At 52.4% G+C, this 15,791-nt stretch carries 15 protein-coding genes; 9 read left to right on the forward strand and 6 right to left on the reverse strand.

The window, feature by feature from the left end:
- Nucleotides 1-91: 91 nt before the first annotated feature.
- From ACUU1I_RS01435 to ACUU1I_RS01450, 4 genes are read left to right on the forward strand one after another with little or no spacing between them, the layout of a single operon-like run.
- A complete protein-coding gene (locus tag ACUU1I_RS01435) occupies nucleotides 92-2,005 on the forward strand; it encodes an ABC transporter ATP-binding protein (protein ID WP_000634827.1) in 1,914 nt (637 codons plus the stop codon).
- Nucleotides 2,005-3,027: a hydrolase gene (locus ACUU1I_RS01440; protein WP_000057406.1), complete on the forward strand. Its 1,023-nt coding sequence runs from the start codon at nucleotides 2,005-2,007 to the stop codon at nucleotides 3,025-3,027. The genes ACUU1I_RS01435 and ACUU1I_RS01440 overlap by 1 nt, the downstream gene beginning before the upstream one ends.
- The gene (locus ACUU1I_RS01445; protein ID WP_000907085.1) at nucleotides 3,021-3,239 is read left to right on the forward strand and encodes a YheU family protein; all 219 of its coding nucleotides are present in this window, start codon (nucleotides 3,021-3,023) and stop codon (nucleotides 3,237-3,239) included. The genes ACUU1I_RS01440 and ACUU1I_RS01445 overlap by 7 nt, the downstream gene beginning before the upstream one ends.
- A gap of 53 nt (nucleotides 3,240-3,292) precedes the next feature.
- Nucleotides 3,293-4,162: a phosphoribulokinase gene (locus ACUU1I_RS01450; RefSeq protein ID WP_001274678.1), complete on the forward strand. Its 870-nt coding sequence runs from the start codon at nucleotides 3,293-3,295 to the stop codon at nucleotides 4,160-4,162.
- Between the two features lie 54 nt (nucleotides 4,163-4,216).
- On the opposite strand, the gene ACUU1I_RS01455 is transcribed toward ACUU1I_RS01450, so the two are convergent.
- Entirely contained in the window at nucleotides 4,217-4,621 is a 405-nt protein-coding gene (locus tag ACUU1I_RS01455) for an OsmC family protein (protein WP_001148908.1), read from the reverse strand.
- Nucleotides 4,622-4,922: 301 nt separating this feature from the next.
- On the opposite strand from ACUU1I_RS01455, the gene crp reads away from it, so the two are divergent.
- Both crp and ACUU1I_RS01465 read left to right on the forward strand, forming a co-directional pair.
- A complete protein-coding gene (gene crp / locus ACUU1I_RS01460; RefSeq protein ID WP_000242755.1) occupies nucleotides 4,923-5,555 on the forward strand; it encodes a cAMP-activated global transcriptional regulator CRP in 633 nt (210 codons plus the stop codon).
- A 50-nt stretch (nucleotides 5,556-5,605) separates the two neighbouring features.
- Nucleotides 5,606-7,696 (forward strand): YccS/YhfK family putative transporter, encoded by a 2,091-nt coding sequence (locus tag ACUU1I_RS01465; RefSeq protein WP_005081986.1) that lies wholly within the window; start codon nucleotides 5,606-5,608, stop codon nucleotides 7,694-7,696.
- Nucleotides 7,697-7,762: 66 nt separating this feature from the next.
- Here the strand turns inward: ACUU1I_RS01465 and argD are convergent, their stop codons facing one another.
- From argD to ppiA, 5 genes are all read right to left on the reverse strand, one after another.
- Nucleotides 7,763-8,983, reverse strand: coding sequence for a bifunctional acetylornithine/succinyldiaminopimelate transaminase (gene argD, locus ACUU1I_RS01470; protein ID WP_000963820.1), 1,221 nt, complete (start codon nucleotides 8,981-8,983; stop codon nucleotides 7,763-7,765).
- Nucleotides 8,984-9,068: 85 nt separating this feature from the next.
- The gene (pabA, locus tag ACUU1I_RS01475) at nucleotides 9,069-9,632 is read right to left on the reverse strand and encodes an aminodeoxychorismate synthase component 2 (protein WP_000601855.1); all 564 of its coding nucleotides are present in this window, start codon (nucleotides 9,630-9,632) and stop codon (nucleotides 9,069-9,071) included.
- A 31-nt stretch (nucleotides 9,633-9,663) separates the two neighbouring features.
- A complete protein-coding gene (locus ACUU1I_RS01480; RefSeq protein WP_001280636.1) occupies nucleotides 9,664-10,266 on the reverse strand; it encodes a putative adenosine monophosphate-protein transferase Fic in 603 nt (200 codons plus the stop codon).
- Complete coding sequence (locus ACUU1I_RS01485; protein ID WP_000736860.1) at nucleotides 10,256-10,423, reverse strand: YhfG family protein; 168 nt, start codon at nucleotides 10,421-10,423, stop codon at nucleotides 10,256-10,258. Before ACUU1I_RS01485 ends, ACUU1I_RS01480 begins: the two co-directional genes overlap by 11 nt.
- Nucleotides 10,424-10,527: 104 nt before the next feature.
- Complete coding sequence (gene ppiA, locus ACUU1I_RS01490) at nucleotides 10,528-11,100, reverse strand: peptidylprolyl isomerase A (protein WP_000477225.1); 573 nt, start codon at nucleotides 11,098-11,100, stop codon at nucleotides 10,528-10,530.
- Nucleotides 11,101-11,370: 270 nt separating this feature from the next.
- Between ppiA and tsgA the strand changes: the two genes are divergently transcribed.
- The 3 genes from tsgA to nirD all read left to right on the forward strand — a co-directional run bounded on the left by tsgA (nucleotide 11,371) and on the right by nirD (nucleotide 15,680).
- Nucleotides 11,371-12,552: an MFS transporter TsgA gene (gene tsgA / locus ACUU1I_RS01495; RefSeq protein WP_000185263.1), complete on the forward strand. Its 1,182-nt coding sequence runs from the start codon at nucleotides 11,371-11,373 to the stop codon at nucleotides 12,550-12,552.
- Nucleotides 12,553-12,813: 261 nt separating this feature from the next.
- Nucleotides 12,814-15,357, forward strand: coding sequence for an NADPH-nitrite reductase large subunit (gene nirB, locus ACUU1I_RS01500; RefSeq protein ID WP_000049219.1), 2,544 nt, complete (start codon nucleotides 12,814-12,816; stop codon nucleotides 15,355-15,357).
- Entirely contained in the window at nucleotides 15,354-15,680 is a 327-nt protein-coding gene (nirD, locus tag ACUU1I_RS01505; protein WP_000084764.1) for a nitrite reductase small subunit NirD, read from the forward strand. Before nirB ends, nirD begins: the two co-directional genes overlap by 4 nt.
- The last annotated feature ends 111 nt before the right edge of the window (nucleotides 15,681-15,791 follow it).

Raw genomic sequence — 15,791 nt, forward strand, 5'->3', positions numbered from 1 at the left:
TTTGGGCTACCATTGCGCCCGGTGCGGCAGCTCGCCCATACATTACATTATCATAATGATAAGTTAACATAGTCTGAACATACGGCGCCTTATGATTGTTTTCTCCTCGTTACAAATTCGTCGCGGCGTGCGCGTCCTGCTGGATAATGCCACCGCCACCATCAACCCCGGGCAGAAAGTCGGCCTGGTGGGTAAAAACGGCTGTGGTAAATCTACCCTGCTGGCATTGCTGAAAAATGAAATCAGCGCCGACGGCGGCAGCTACACCTTTCCGGGAAGCTGGCAACTGGCGTGGGTGAATCAGGAAACGCCAGCGTTACCGCAAGCGGCGCTGGAATATGTCATTGACGGCGACCGTGAATATCGTCAACTGGAAGCGCAGCTGCACGACGCCAACGAACGTAACGACGGGCACGCCATTGCGACCATTCATAGCAAGCTGGATGCTATTGACGCATGGAGTATTCGCTCCCGTGCCGCCAGCCTGCTGCACGGCCTCGGTTTCAGCAATGAACAACTGGAGCGCCCGGTAAGTGATTTCTCCGGTGGCTGGCGTATGCGTCTTAACCTTGCCCAGGCGCTGATTTGCCGTTCAGACTTGCTGCTGCTCGACGAACCGACTAACCACCTCGATCTCGATGCCGTTATCTGGCTGGAAAAATGGTTGAAGAGCTATCAGGGCACGCTGATCCTGATCTCTCACGACCGCGACTTCCTCGATCCGATCGTTGATAAAATTATTCAGATCGAACAACAAAGCATGTTCGAGTACACCGGCAACTACAGTTCGTTTGAAGTACAGCGCGCCACCCGTCTGGCGCAGCAACAAGCGATGTACGAAAGCCAGCAGGAACGCGTGGCACATCTGCAAAGTTATATCGATCGTTTCCGTGCCAAAGCCACCAAAGCGAAGCAGGCCCAGAGCCGCATTAAGATGCTGGAACGTATGGAGCTGATTGCCCCCGCACACGTCGACAACCCGTTCCGCTTTAGCTTCCGCGCGCCGGAAAGCCTGCCAAATCCGTTACTGAAGATGGAAAAGGTCAGCGCAGGCTATGGCGATCGCATTATTCTCGACTCGATTAAATTGAATCTGGTCCCCGGCTCGCGCATTGGTCTGTTAGGCCGCAACGGCGCAGGTAAATCGACATTAATCAAACTGTTAGCCGGTGAACTTGCGCCAGTCAGCGGTGAAATTGGTCTGGCAAAAGGGATCAAGCTCGGCTACTTCGCCCAGCATCAACTTGAATACCTGCGCGCCGACGAATCACCTATTCAACATCTGGCACGTTTAGCGCCGCAGGAGCTGGAACAAAAACTGCGTGACTACCTCGGCGGCTTTGGTTTCCTGGGCGATAAAGTAACCGAAGAAACGCGCCGCTTCTCCGGTGGGGAAAAGGCCCGCCTGGTGCTGGCATTAATTGTCTGGCAGCGTCCGAATCTGCTGCTGCTCGACGAACCGACTAACCACCTTGACCTCGACATGCGTCAGGCAGTCACCGAAGCATTAATCGAGTTTGAAGGCGCGCTGGTTGTCGTTTCGCACGACCGTCATTTGCTGCGTTCCACCACTGACGATCTCTACCTGGTTCACGATCGTAAAGTCGAACCGTTCGACGGCGATCTGGAAGATTATCAACAGTGGTTGAGCGACGTACAAAAGCAGGAAAACCAGACCGACGAAGCGCCAAAAGAGAACGCGAACAGCGCCCAGGCACGTAAAGATCAGAAGCGTCGGGAAGCGGAGCTGCGTGCGCAAACCCAGCCGCTGCGTAAAGAGATTGCCCGTCTGGAAAAAGAGATGGAGAAGCTGAACGCGCAACTGGCGCAGGCGGAAGAGAAACTCGGCGACAGCGAACTGTATGACCAGAGCCGTAAAGCGGAGTTGACCGCCTGCCTGCAACAGCAAGCCAGCGCCAAATCCGGCCTGGAAGAGTGCGAAATGGCGTGGCTGGAAGCCCAGGAGCAGCTTGAGCAGATGCTGCTGGAAGGCCAAAGCAACTGATGGCGCAGATAACGACGACCGATGCCAATGAATTTAGCAGCAGTGCTGAATTCACCCCTATGCGCGGCTTTAGCAATTGTCATCTACAAACTATGCTGCCGCGTTTGTTTCGTCGTCAGGTGAAATTCACCCCGTACTGGCAGCGGCTGGAGTTGCCCGACGGCGATTTTGTCGATCTCGCGTGGAGTGAAGACCCCGCACAGGCGAAACATAAACCGCGTTTAGTGGTGTTTCACGGGCTGGAAGGCAGTCTCAATAGCCCTTACGCCCACGGTCTGGTTGAGGCGGCGCAAAAGCGCGGCTGGCTGGGCGTGGTGATGCATTTTCGCGGATGCAGCGGTGAACCAAACCGTATGCACCGCATTTACCATTCGGGCGAAACCGAAGACGCCAGTTGGTTTTTACGCTGGCTGCAACGCGAATTTGGTCATGCGCCAACGGCTGCCGTCGGCTATTCGCTCGGCGGTAATATGCTGGCCTGTTTGCTGGCAAAGGAAGGCAATGATCTCCCGGTTGATGCGGCGGTGATTGTCTCTGCGCCGTTTATGCTGGAAGCCTGTAGCTATCATATGGAAAAGGGCTTTTCCCGCGTTTATCAGCGTTACTTGCTGAACCTGTTAAAAGCCAATGCCGCGCGCAAGCTGGCAGCCTACCCCGGAACGCTGCCGATTAATCTCGCGCAGTTAAAATCGGTACGTCGCATCCGTGAATTTGACGATCTAATCACCGCCAGAATTCACGGCTACGCCGACGCTATCGACTATTATCGTCAGTGTAGCGCCATGCCGATGCTGAACCGGATCGCCAAACCGACGCTGATTATTCACGCCAAAGACGATCCGTTTATGGATCATCAGGTGATCCCAAAACCGGAAAGTCTCCCCTCGCAGGTGGAGTATCAACTGACTGAACATGGCGGTCATGTTGGCTTTATTGGCGGTACATTACTTCATCCGCAAATGTGGCTGGAGTCACGCATTCCTGACTGGTTAACAACGTATCTGGAGGCGAAATCATGTTGATTCCGTGGCAAGACCTCTCCCCCGAAACGCTGGAAAATTTAATTGAAAGCTTTGTGTTACGTGAAGGCACCGATTATGGTGAACATGAGCGTACACTTGAACAGAAAGTCGCCGACGTCAAACGCCAGCTACAGTGCGGAGAAGCGGTGCTGGTATGGTCGGAACTGCACGAAACGGTCAATATTATGCCGCGCAGTCAGTTTCGCGAATAACCTGCAACCGTCGGCGGACGAGATAATAGTGATAGCTAAGTCATGGAGTTACTATGTCTGCCAAACATCCGGTCATTGCGGTAACAGGATCCAGCGGCGCGGGGACCACCACCACCAGCCTCGCGTTTCGTAAAATATTCGCGCAGTTAAATCTGCATGCAGCTGAGGTGGAAGGCGACAGTTTTCACCGTTACACCCGCCCGGAAATGGACATGGCGATCCGCAAAGCGCGCGACGCCGGGCGGCATATCAGCTACTTCGGCCCCGAAGCGAACGACTTCGGCCTGCTGGAACAAACCTTCATTGAATACGGTCAGAGCGGCAAAGGGAAATCTCGCAAATATCTGCATACCTACGACGAAGCCGTACCCTGGAATCAGGTACCGGGAACATTCACCCCCTGGCAACCTTTACCAGAACCCACTGATGTACTGTTTTATGAAGGTTTACACGGCGGCGTAGTCACGCCACAGCATAACGTTGCGCAGCATGTGGACTTACTGGTCGGCGTAGTGCCTATCGTTAACCTTGAGTGGATTCAAAAACTGATCCGCGACACCAGCGAGCGCGGGCACTCACGAGAAGCAGTGATGGACTCGGTAGTGCGTTCAATGGAAGACTATATCAACTACATCACACCGCAGTTTTCCCGCACCCATCTTAACTTCCAGCGCGTTCCCACCGTCGACACTTCAAACCCGTTCGCGGCAAAAGGTATCCCGTCGCTGGATGAAAGCTTTGTGGTGATCCATTTTCGTAATCTGGAAGGGATCGATTTCCCTTGGCTGCTGGCGATGTTGCAAGGCTCATTCATTTCCCACATCAATACGTTAGTGGTACCTGGCGGCAAAATGGGGCTGGCAATGGAATTAATTATGCTGCTGCTGGTGCAACGATTGATGGAAGGAAAGAAAATCGAGTAACTTTGCTATTATGCCGGATAAAATACTATCCGGCTTCACAACGGGATAGTTAAGTCACGCGGCAACCACTTCATACGAGTGAGTAATATTCACCGCTTTTTCCAGCATCAACGCCACTGAACAATATTTCTCGGCAGAGAGATCAACCGCACGCGCAACCGCTGCGTCTTTCAGGTCGCGACCGGTGACGATAAAATGCAGATTAATGTGCGTAAACAGGCGTGGTGCCTCTTCGCGGCGTTCAGAGGTCAATTTTACTTCACAATCGACCACATCCTGACGCCCTTTTTGCAGGATCGAAACCACATCGATGGCACTGCAACCACCCGCCGCCATCAACACCATTTCCATCGGACTTGGTGCTTTATCGCCTGAGTTGCCGTCCATTAAAATCTGGTGACCAGAGGCGGATTCGCCCAGAAAAGTTAACCCTTCGACCCACTTCACTCGCGCTTGCATTTTTGCTACTCCACTGCGTCAATTTTCCTGACAGAGTACGCGTACTAACCAAATCGCGCAACGGAAGGCGACCTGGGTCATGCTGAAGCGAGACACCAGGAGACACAAAGCGAAAGCTATGCTAAAACAGTCAGGATGCTACAGTAATACATTGATGTACTGCATGTATGCAAAGGACGTCACATTACCGTGCAGTACAGTTGATAGCCCCTTCCCAGGTAGCGGGAAGCATATTTCGGCAATCCAGAGACAGCGGCGTTATCTGGCTCTGGAGAAAGCTTATAACAGAGGATAACCGCGCATGGTGCTTGGCAAACCGCAAACAGACCCGACTCTCGAATGGTTCTTGTCTCATTGCCACATTCATAAGTACCCATCCAAGAGCACGCTTATTCACCAGGGTGAAAAAGCGGAAACGCTGTACTACATCGTTAAAGGCTCTGTGGCAGTGCTGATCAAAGACGAAGAGGGTAAAGAAATGATCCTCTCCTATCTGAATCAGGGTGATTTTATTGGCGAACTGGGCCTGTTTGAAGAGGGCCAGGAACGTAGCGCATGGGTACGTGCGAAAACCGCCTGTGAAGTGGCTGAAATTTCGTACAAAAAATTTCGCCAATTGATTCAGGTAAACCCGGACATTCTGATGCGTCTGTCTGCACAGATGGCGCGTCGTCTGCAAGTCACTTCAGAGAAAGTGGGCAACCTGGCGTTCCTCGACGTGACGGGCCGCATTGCACAGACTCTGCTGAACCTGGCAAAACAACCAGATGCTATGACTCACCCGGACGGTATGCAAATCAAAATTACCCGTCAGGAAATCGGTCAGATTGTCGGCTGTTCTCGTGAAACCGTGGGACGCATTCTGAAGATGCTGGAAGATCAGAACCTGATCTCCGCACACGGTAAAACCATCGTCGTTTACGGCACTCGTTAATCCCGTCGGAGTGGCGCGTTACCTGGTAGCGCGCCATTTTGTTTCCCCCGATGTGGCGCAGACTGATTTATCACCCCGATATCAACTATGCACTTCGACAAACGCTGGTGCTATGTTTGCCCGTGGCCGTTGGGTTAATGCTTGGCGAATTACGATTCGGTCTGCTCTTCTCCCTCGTTCCTGCCTGTTGCAATATTGCGGGCCTTGATACGCCTCATAAACGTTTTTTCAAACACTTAATCATTGGTGCGTCGCTGTTTGCCACCTGTAGCTTACTGACACAGCTGCTACTGGTAAAAGATGTTCCCCTGCCCTTTTTGCTGACCGGATTAACGCTGGTACTTGGCGTCACTGCTGAGCTGGGGCCATTGCACGCAAAATTGCTTCCTGCATCGCTGCTCGCCGCCATTTTTACCCTCAGTCTGGCGGGATACATGCCGGTCTGGGAACCATTGCTCATCTATGCGTTGGGCACTCTCTGGTACGGATTGTTTAACTGGTTTTGGTTCTGGATCTGGCGCGAACAACCGCTGCGCGAGTCACTAAGTCTGCTGTACCGTGAACTGGCAGATTATTGTGAAGCCAAATACAGCCTGCTTACCCAGCACACCGATCCTGAAAAAGCGCTGCCACCGCTGCTGGTGCGCCAGCAAAAAGCGGTCGATTTAATTACTCAGTGCTATCAGCAAATGCATATGCTTTCCGCGCAAAACAATACCGATTACAAGCGGATGCTGCGTATTTTCCAGGAGGCGCTGGATTTGCAGGAACATATTTCGGTCAGTTTGCATCAGCCGGAAGAGGTGCAAAAACTGGTCGAGCGTAGCCATGCGGAAGAAGTTATCCGCTGGAATGCGCAAACCGTCGCCGCTCGCCTGCGCGTGCTGGCTGATGACATTCTTTACCATCGCCTGCCAACGCGTTTTACGATGGAAAAGCAAATTGGCGCACTGGAAAAAATCGCCCGCCAGCATCCGGATAATCCGGTTGGGCAATTCTGCTACTGGCATTTCAGCCGCATCGCCCGCGTGCTGCGCACCCAAAAACCGCTCTATGCCCGTGACTTACTGGCCGATAAACAGCGGCGAATGCCGTTGCTTCCGGCACTGAAAAGTTATCTGTCACTAAAGTCTCCGGCGCTACGCAATGCCGGACGACTCAGTGTGATGTTAAGCGTTGCCAGCCTGATGGGCACCGTGCTGCATCTGCCGAAGTCGTACTGGATCCTGATGACGGTATTGCTGGTGACACAAAATGGCTATGGCGCAACCCGTCTGAGGATTGTGAATCGCTCCGTGGGAACCGTGGTCGGGTTAATCATTGCGGGCGTAGCGCTGCACTTTAAAATTCCCGAAGGTTACACCCTGACGTTGATGCTGATTACCACCCTCGCCAGCTACCTGATATTGCGCAAAAACTACGGCTGGGCAACGGTCGGTTTTACTATTACCGCAGTGTATACCCTGCAACTGTTGTGGCTGAACGGTGAGCAGTACATCCTTCCACGTCTTATCGATACCATTATTGGTTGTTTGATTGCTTTCGGTGGTACCGTCTGGCTGTGGCCGCAGTGGCAGAGCGGGTTATTGCGTAAAAACGCCCATGATGCTTTAGAAGCCTATCAGGAAGCGATTCGCTTGATTCTGAGCGAGGACCCGCAACCAACGCCACTGGCCTGGCAGAGAATGCGGGTAAATCAGGCGCATAACACTCTGTATAACTCATTGAATCAGGCGATGCAGGAACCGGCATTCAACAGCCATTATCTGGCAGATATGAAACTGTGGGTAACGCACAGCCAGTTTATTGTTGAGCATATTAATGCCATGACCACGCTGGCGCGGGAACACCGGGCATTGCCACCTGAACTGGCACAAGAGTATTTACAGTCTTGTGAAATCGCCATTCAGCGTTGTCAGCAGCGACTGGAGTATGACGAACCGGGTAGTTCTGGCGATGCCAATATCATGGATGCGCCGGAGATGCAGCCGCACGAAGGCGCGGCAGGTACGCTGGAGCAGCATTTACAGCGGGTTATTGGCCATCTGAACACCATGCACACCATTTCGTCGATGGCATGGCGTCAGCGACCGCATCACGGGATTTGGCTGAGTCGCAAGTTGCGGGATTCGAAGGCGTAATACAGGCTAAACCATCGGATAAGGCATTCACGCCGCATCCGACATATTTTGCCTGATGCGTCTTATTTACGCCCCAACCACCTTCGCCACCGCGTGGGCGAAACGTTGCATCCCCTCATCGATATCCGCATCTTCCACCACCAGCGACGGTGCTAAACGCATCACATCCGGTCCGGCATTCAGCACCATTACGCCAACCTCTGCACCCGCATACAGGAAATCACGCGCCCGACCTTTGTAGTGTGGTTTCAGCTCCGCGCCAATTAACAGCCCCATACCGCGAATATCGCTAAACACATCGTACTGCTGATCGATCTTCTGCAAATGGTCAACAAAACGCTGGCGTTTCGCCTGAATGCCTTCCAGCACTTCAGGGGTATTGATGATATCAAACGCCGCGCCCGCTACTGCACAGGCCAGAGGATTACCGCCGTAGGTGGAACCGTGAGAACCAGGATGAAACGCAGAAGCAATTTCCGCCGTGGTCAGCATGGCGCTAATCGGGAAGCCGCCGCCTAACGCTTTCGCAGAAGTCAGAATATCCGGCGTCACACCGTAGTACCTGTAAGCAAACAAATCGCCAGTCCGCCCCATCCCGCACTGCACTTCATCAAACACCAATAATACCTGATGTTGATCGCACAGCTCGCGCAAGCCCTGCAAAAACTCTGGCGTCGCTGCCGTCACACCGCCCTCGCCCTGGATCGGCTCAACCACCACCGCACAGGTGTGATCATCCATCACCGCTTTCACTGCATGGAGATCGTTAAAGGGAACGTGGATGATGTCTGCCGGTTGCGGCCCAAAGCCGTCGGAATATTTTGGCTGCCCACCCACCGAAACGGTAAACAGCGAGCGACCATGAAAAGCGTTATGGAAGGCAATAATTTTGGTTTTGAACGGGCTATGACGCACACAGGCGTAATGGCGTGCCAGTTTAAAGGCGGTTTCGTTAGCTTCCGTGCCGGAGTTCATAAACACCACGCGTTCGGCAAACGTCGCCTCAATCAGTTTGCGCCCAAGACGCAGCGCCGGTTCATTGGTGAAAACGTTACTGATATGCCACAGAGTTTCGCCCTGGGTTTTTAACGCGTTCACCAGCGCAGGATGGCAATGGCCCAACGCCGTAACTGCAATGCCACCCGCGAAATCGACATACTCCTTGCCTTGCTGATCCCAGATTCGGCTGCCCTGACCTTTTACCGGAATAAACTCTGCCGGAGCATAAATCGGCAGGATCACTTCATCGAAAGTCGCGCGTGTAATTGCTGTTTGTTCAATTGCCATCTCATGATCACCCTGTTACGCATAAATAAATATGAAATTATAATCACAAAATATGCATAAAAAATCACTGAATGGCAATCGGAAATCAGAGATGCAGGAAATTAGCCAGCAGTTGATGTCCTTGTTCGCTAAGAATACTTTCTGGATGGAACTGCACACCTTCCAGATCCCACTGGCGATGGCGAATCCCCATAATCTCGCGGGTTTCGCTCCAGGCCGTCACGTCAAAGCACGCTGGTAATGAGTCAGGTTCCACCACCAGCGAATGGTAGCGTGTCACGGTAAGTGGATTTGCCAGCCCCCGAAATACGCCCTCACCGCTATGTGTAATCGGCGAGGTTTTGCCGTGCATGACCTTTGCGGCGCGCACAACTTTGCCGCCAAATGCCTGCGCCATTGCCTGATGACCGAGGCAGACGCCAAGAATCGGCAAGCGCCCGGCATAGTGGCGAATAACGTCAAGGGAGATCCCGGCTTCATCTGGCGTACAGGGGCCAGGTGAGATGACAATTTTTTGTGGTTTAAGGGCGTCGATATCCGCCAGCGTCAACGCATCGTTGCGCTTAACCAGCACATCCGCCCCCAGTTCACAAAAGTACTGGTAGAGGTTCCAGGTAAAAGAATCGTAGTTATCTATAAGCAGGATCATGGCGGCTCCGGTACGAAAGAACCGCACTATTTTACTCAGATTCCCCGGCTTCGCTTACCACTTTGCTAAATATCATCTGCAGTGCGGTGAGATCCCCCATTGCCCCACTCTGATTTGCCTGATTCCAAGCCTCTTTTTCGATACCCTGCCAGCTCAGTTGATATCCGGCATGAATCGCCAGTTGCTCGAAGAAGATCCGCTGTGCCAGACCACTTCCCACCCGGAAGGGATGCAGCACGTCGATTTCACAATAGTAATGCGCCAGCCGCTCGACGAACTTCGCTTTCTCCAGGCCAACCAGATAACCTTCTTCCTCCAGATCCTGCATCAGGGCATTGCCCTCTTTTTCGATATAAGCAAAGTGGCAGAACGGCGTATCGCCCTGATAAATATCAACTTCACGCAGTTGCCCTGCCCAGTCGAAAATATCCTGGTACAGCTGGCGATGGATAGTGCGCAAATGCGGTAAACCGCGCACCAGCGGACCAAGCTCAATGGTCGCAGCACGCAGCGCCGTCATTTCGTAAGCGGCCTGTTCCAGCCGCTGCTGCTGGCGGATGTTCAGCCGGTTACGCATGATATCAAGGCCAGGATAAAGATACGGATCGCGCCCTTCGCCGAATTTATCGCTCATAGTGCCTCCTCAGCTCTTCAAGGCGCGCTAAAGCCTCTGCGGCAGTAAGAGTGACTAAAGGCATCTCGACGCCTTCAAGACGGCGACTGGCCTGGAAATTACGATTACGCTGAAGCTCCCAGAGACGGGACTTTTGCTTATCGGTGAGTTTCTTCACTTGATGCCTCCCTGAACGTGTCCATTTGCCACAAGTATAAGCGGCAAATCCGGGTTACGCCGGGAGAGCAGAAGCGCGGGCAAGATTGCCCGCGCGAGAAATCATTACGGCAGGACTTTAGCGGAAAGGATAACTACCGGTTTTGACGGCACATTCTGGTACGGACCAACATCATGAGTCGGCACCTGGGAAATCTTATCGGCAACGTCCATGCCTTTCACCACTTTACCAAATACCGCGTAACCGAAATCACGCTGACCATGGTCAAGGAAGGCGTTATCGGCAACGTTGATAAAGAACTGGCTGGTGGCGCTGTCTTTGTCAGCGGTACGCGCCATCGCGATGGTGCCACGCGTGTTGCGCAGGCCGTTATCGGCTTCATTTTTGATTGGCGGGTTTGGTTTTTTCTGCTGCATCTGCTCGGTGAAACCGCCGCCCTGAATCATAAAGCCAGGAATGACGCGGTGAAAGGTAGTGTTGTTATAAAAACCGCTGTTCACATAATCGACAAAGTTTTGCACAGACACTGGCGCTTTTTGTTTATCCAGCTCCAGTTCGATGTTACCAGCTGAGGTTGTCAACAATACGTGCGGGTCCCCTTTCGCTGCCATTGCTGCGGGAGAAAGAGCAGAAAGAGCGAAAACAGCAGCCATCGCCGCCAGGGTCGATTTGAACATGAGATTTCCTTAACAAACAGAGCAGAAAAAAAGCAAGTGAAGAGATTCTAAATAGCCTTCAAGAACAAGGCCATCCCTTTACCTAATTTTACGTATCTGAAATATATGTAACCTGACGATCACTTTTTATTCCGTAATCAAAATCACCTCTTAAAATGCAATTTAGCAACCGATTGCAATAAAACATTTAAACAGATCACAAAATCACCTAAAATCGCCCGCTCGCGGCATATCCCGCTATGCCATTTTATTTTTGAACGCAGGCCAATCATGACTAACAGCAATCGCATCAAGCTCACATGGATTAGCTTTCTCTCCTACGCACTGACTGGTGCGTTGGTTATTGTCACCGGGATGGTGATGGGAAATATCGCCGATTATTTCAATCTGCCTGTTTCCAGTATGAGTAACACCTTCACCTTCCTCAACGCCGGCATTTTAATCTCTATCTTCCTCAACGCCTGGCTGATGGAAATCGTCCCGTTGAAAACGCAGTTACGTTTTGGCTTTCTCCTGATGGTGCTGGCGGTTGCCGGTTTGATGTTCAGCCACAGCCTGGCGCTGTTCTCGACGGCGATGTTCATTCTCGGGGTGGTCAGCGGCATTACTATGTCGATTGGTACATTCCTGATAACACAAATGTATGAAGGGCGTCAGCGCGGTTCCCGCCTGTTATTTACTGACTCCTTCTTCAGTATGGCTGGGATGATTTTCCCAATGATCGCCGCGTTTCTACTGGCGCGCAGCATTGAGTGGTACTGGGTTTATGCCTGCATCGGGCTGGTGTATGTCGCTATTTTTATTCTGACCTTCAGCTGTGAGTTCCCGGCACTGGGCAAACGTGCACCAAAAACGGATGCTCCGGTAGAGAAAGAAAAGTGGGGGATCGGCGTACTGTTTCTCTCTGTTGCGGCGCTGTGCTACATCCTCGGTCAGTTAGGTTTTATCTCCTGGGTGCCTGAGTATGCCAAAGGCCTGGGCATGAGCCTGAACGACGCGGGCACGCTGGTGAGTAACTTCTGGATGTCATACATGGTCGGCATGTGGGCGTTCAGCTTTATTCTTCGCTTCTTTGATTTGCAACGCATTCTGACCGTACTGGCTGGTCTGGCTGCGATTCTGATGTACGTCTTTAACACCGGAACACCAGCACATATGGCGTGGTCAATTCTCGCTCTGGGCTTCTTCTCCAGCGCGATCTATACCACCATCATCACCCTGGGTTCACAGCAGACCAAAGTACCGTCGCCAAAACTGGTTAACTTTGTCCTGACCTGCGGAACCATCGGTACTATGTTGACCTTTGTGGTTACCGGCCCGATTGTTGAACATAGCGGTCCGCAGGCGGCACTGCTTACAGCAAACGGTCTGTACGCTGTCGTCTTTGTGATGTGCTTCCTGTTAGGTTTCGTCAGCCGTCACCGTCAGCATAACACCCTGACCTCTCATTAATTGCTAATGCCGGACGGCACTATCGTCGTCCGGCCTTTTCCTCTCTTCCCCCGCTACGTGCATCTATTTCTATAAACCCGTTCATTTTGTCCATTTTTTGCACAAACATGAAATGTCAGACAATTCCGTGACTTAAGAAAATTTATACAAATCAGCAATATACCCCTTAAGGAGTATATAAAGGTGAATTTGATTTACATCAATAAGCGGGGTTGCTGAATCGTTAAGGTAGGCGGTAATAGAAAAGAAATCGAGGCAAAAATGAGCAAAGTCAGACTCGCAATTATCGGTAACGGTATGGTCGGCCATCGCTTTATCGAAGATCTTCTTGATAAATCTGATGCGGCCAACTTTGATATTACCGTTTTCTGTGAAGAACCGCGCATCGCTTATGACCGCGTACACCTCTCGTCTTACTTCTCTCACCACACCGCCGAAGAGCTGTCGCTGGTGCGCGAAGGCTTCTACGAGAAACACGGCATCAAAGTTCTGGTCGGCGAACGCGCTATCACCATCAACCGTCAGGAGAAGGTGATTCACTCCAGCGCCGGACGTACCGTTTTTTATGACAAGCTGATCATGGCAACCGGTTCCTACCCGTGGATCCCACCAATCAAAGGTTCTGATACTCAGGACTGCTTTGTCTATCGCACCATTGAAGACCTCAACGCCATTGAATCCTGCGCCCGTCGCAGCAAACGCGGTGCCGTTGTTGGTGGCGGCCTGTTAGGTCTGGAAGCCGCTGGCGCGCTGAAAAACTTAGGTATTGAAACCCACGTTATCGAATTTGCCCCTATGCTGATGGCGGAACAGCTTGATCAGATGGGTGGCGAGCAGCTGCGTCGCAAAATCGAAAGTATGGGCGTGCGCGTTCACACCAGCAAAAACACCCTTGAGATTGTGCAGGAAGGTGTCGAAGCGCGTAAAACCATGCGTTTTGCCGACGGCAGCGAACTGGAAGTCGACTTTATCGTCTTCTCTACCGGTATCCGTCCGCGCGATAAGCTGGCAACCCAGTGTGGTCTGGACGTTGCTCCGCGTGGGGGGATTGTCATTAATGATTCCTGCCAGACTTCCGATCCGGATATCTACGCCATCGGTGAATGCGCAAGCTGGAACAACCGTGTATTTGGTCTGGTAGCACCAGGCTACAAAATGGCGCAGGTCGCCGTTGACCATATTCTGGGTAGCGAAAACGCCTTTGAAGGTGCTGACCTTAGCGCCAAGCTGAAACTGCTGGGCGTAGACGTAGGTGGTATTGGTGATGCGCACGGTCGCACGCCTGGCGCACGTAGCTATGTTTACCTCGACGAAAGTAAAGAGATCTACAAACGCCTGATTGTCAGCGAAGACAACAAAACCCTGCTCGGTGCGGTACTGGTGGGCGATACCAGCGACTACGGCAACCTGCTGCAACTGGTGCTGAACGCTATCGAGCTGCCGGAAAACCCGGATTCTCTGATTCTGCCGGCGCACTCGGGTAGCGGTAAGCCGTCTATCGGTGTTGATAAACTGCCGGACAGCGCGCAAATCTGCTCCTGCTTCGACGTCACTAAAGGTGATCTGATTGCTGCCATCAACAAAGGCTGCCACACAGTTGCGGCGCTGAAAGCTGAAACCAAAGCGGGTACTGGCTGCGGTGGCTGTATCCCGCTGGTCACTCAGGTACTGAACGCGGAACTGGCGAAACAGGGCATCGAAGTTAACAACAACCTGTGCGAACACTTTGCTTATTCGCGTCAGGAACTGTTCCATTTGATCCGCGTTGAAGGCATTAAAACCTTCGAAGAACTGCTGGCGAAACACGGCAAAGGCTACGGTTGTGAAGTTTGTAAACCAACCGTCGGTTCGCTGCTGGCCTCCTGCTGGAACGAATACATTCTGAAGCCGGAACATACTCCGCTGCAGGATTCTAACGACAACTTCCTCGCTAACATCCAGAAAGACGGCACCTACTCGGTGATCCCGCGTTCTCCGGGCGGTGAAATCACCCCGGAAGGGCTGATGGCAGTGGGTCGTATCGCGCGTAAATTTAATCTCTACACCAAAATCACCGGCTCCCAGCGCCTGGCGATGTTTGGCGCACAGAAAGGCGATCTGCCGGAAATCTGGCGTCAGCTGATTGAAGCTGGCTTCGAAACCGGTCATGCCTATGCGAAAGCACTGCGTATGGCGAAAACCTGCGTGGGTAGCACCTGGTGCCGCTACGGTGTTGGCGATAGCGTCGGCCTCGGCGTGGAACTGGAAAACCGCTACAAAGGCATCCGTACGCCGCACAAAATGAAGTTCGGTGTCTCCGGCTGTACCCGTGAATGTTCAGAAGCTCAGGGTAAAGACGTGGGTATTATCGCCACTGAAAAAGGCTGGAACCTGTATGTTTGCGGTAACGGCGGCATGAAACCGCGTCATGCGGATCTGCTGGCAGCGGATATCGATCGCGAAACGCTGATCAAATATCTCGACCGCTTCATGATGTTCTACATCCGTACCGCCGACAAACTGACGCGTACCGCGCCGTGGTTAGAAAACCTCGAAGGCGGCATCGATTACCTGAAAGCGGTGATCATTGACGACAAACTGGGGCTGAACGCTCATCTGGAAGAAGAGATGGCGCGCCTGCGTGAAGCGGTAGTGTGTGAGTGGACTGAAACGGTCAATACACCGTCCGCGCAGACTCGCTTCAAACACTTCATCAACAGCGACAAGCGTGACCCGAACGTGCAGATGGTGCCAGAGCGCGAACAGCACCGTCCGGCAACGCCGTATGAACGTATCCCGGTAACTCTGGTGGAGGACAACGCATGAGCCAGTGGAAAGACATCTGCAAAATCGATGACATCCTGCCTGAAACCGGCGTCTGCGCGCTGTTAGGTGACGAGCAGGTAGCGATTTTCCGCCCGTATCACAGCGACCAGGTGTTTGCGATCAGCAACATTGATCCGTTCTTCGAGTCCAGCGTGCTATCACGCGGGCTGATTGCGGAACACCAGGGCGAGCTGTGGGTCGCCAGCCCGCTGAAAAAACAGCGTTTTCGCTTAAGTGATGGCTTGTGCATGGAAGACGAACAGTTTTCCGTCAAACATTACGAAGCACGAGTGAAAGACGGCGTGGTGCAGCTGCGCGGTTAATGTTTTAACGGGAGGCGCAATGCCTCCCCTTTTTGCATGGTCCTGTAATGACCTTCGGTATATTGCAGGACATTTTTTAAACTTTTTGTTTTATTTTTTGTTTTTATTTTT

The sequence above is a fragment of the Shigella sp. SIG3 genome (assembly GCF_053555855.1).

Bases quoted from the DNA above. Each gene is read 5' to 3' on its own strand.
- ACUU1I_RS01435 (WP_000634827.1), top strand. From the start codon at position 92: ATGATTGTTTTCTCCTCGTTACAAATTCGTCGCGGCGTGCGCGTCCTG.
- ACUU1I_RS01440 (WP_000057406.1), top strand. From the start codon at position 2,005: ATGGCGCAGATAACGACGACCGATGCCAATGAATTTAGCAGCAGTGCT.
- ACUU1I_RS01445 (WP_000907085.1), top strand. From the start codon at position 3,021: ATGTTGATTCCGTGGCAAGACCTCTCCCCCGAAACGCTGGAAAATTTA.
- ACUU1I_RS01450 (WP_001274678.1), top strand. From the start codon at position 3,293: ATGTCTGCCAAACATCCGGTCATTGCGGTAACAGGATCCAGCGGCGCG.
- ACUU1I_RS01455 (WP_001148908.1), bottom strand. From the start codon at position 4,621: ATGCAAGCGCGAGTGAAGTGGGTCGAAGGGTTAACTTTTCTGGGCGAA.
- crp (WP_000242755.1), top strand. From the start codon at position 4,923: ATGGTGCTTGGCAAACCGCAAACAGACCCGACTCTCGAATGGTTCTTG.
- ACUU1I_RS01465 (WP_005081986.1), top strand. From the start codon at position 5,606: ATGTGGCGCAGACTGATTTATCACCCCGATATCAACTATGCACTTCGA.
- argD (WP_000963820.1), bottom strand. From the start codon at position 8,983: ATGGCAATTGAACAAACAGCAATTACACGCGCGACTTTCGATGAAGTG.
- pabA (WP_000601855.1), bottom strand. From the start codon at position 9,632: ATGATCCTGCTTATAGATAACTACGATTCTTTTACCTGGAACCTCTAC.
- ACUU1I_RS01480 (WP_001280636.1), bottom strand. From the start codon at position 10,266: ATGAGCGATAAATTCGGCGAAGGGCGCGATCCGTATCTTTATCCTGGC.
- ppiA (WP_000477225.1), bottom strand. From the start codon at position 11,100: ATGTTCAAATCGACCCTGGCGGCGATGGCTGCTGTTTTCGCTCTTTCT.
- tsgA (WP_000185263.1), top strand. From the start codon at position 11,371: ATGACTAACAGCAATCGCATCAAGCTCACATGGATTAGCTTTCTCTCC.
- nirB (WP_000049219.1), top strand. From the start codon at position 12,814: ATGAGCAAAGTCAGACTCGCAATTATCGGTAACGGTATGGTCGGCCAT.
- nirD (WP_000084764.1), top strand. From the start codon at position 15,354: ATGAGCCAGTGGAAAGACATCTGCAAAATCGATGACATCCTGCCTGAA.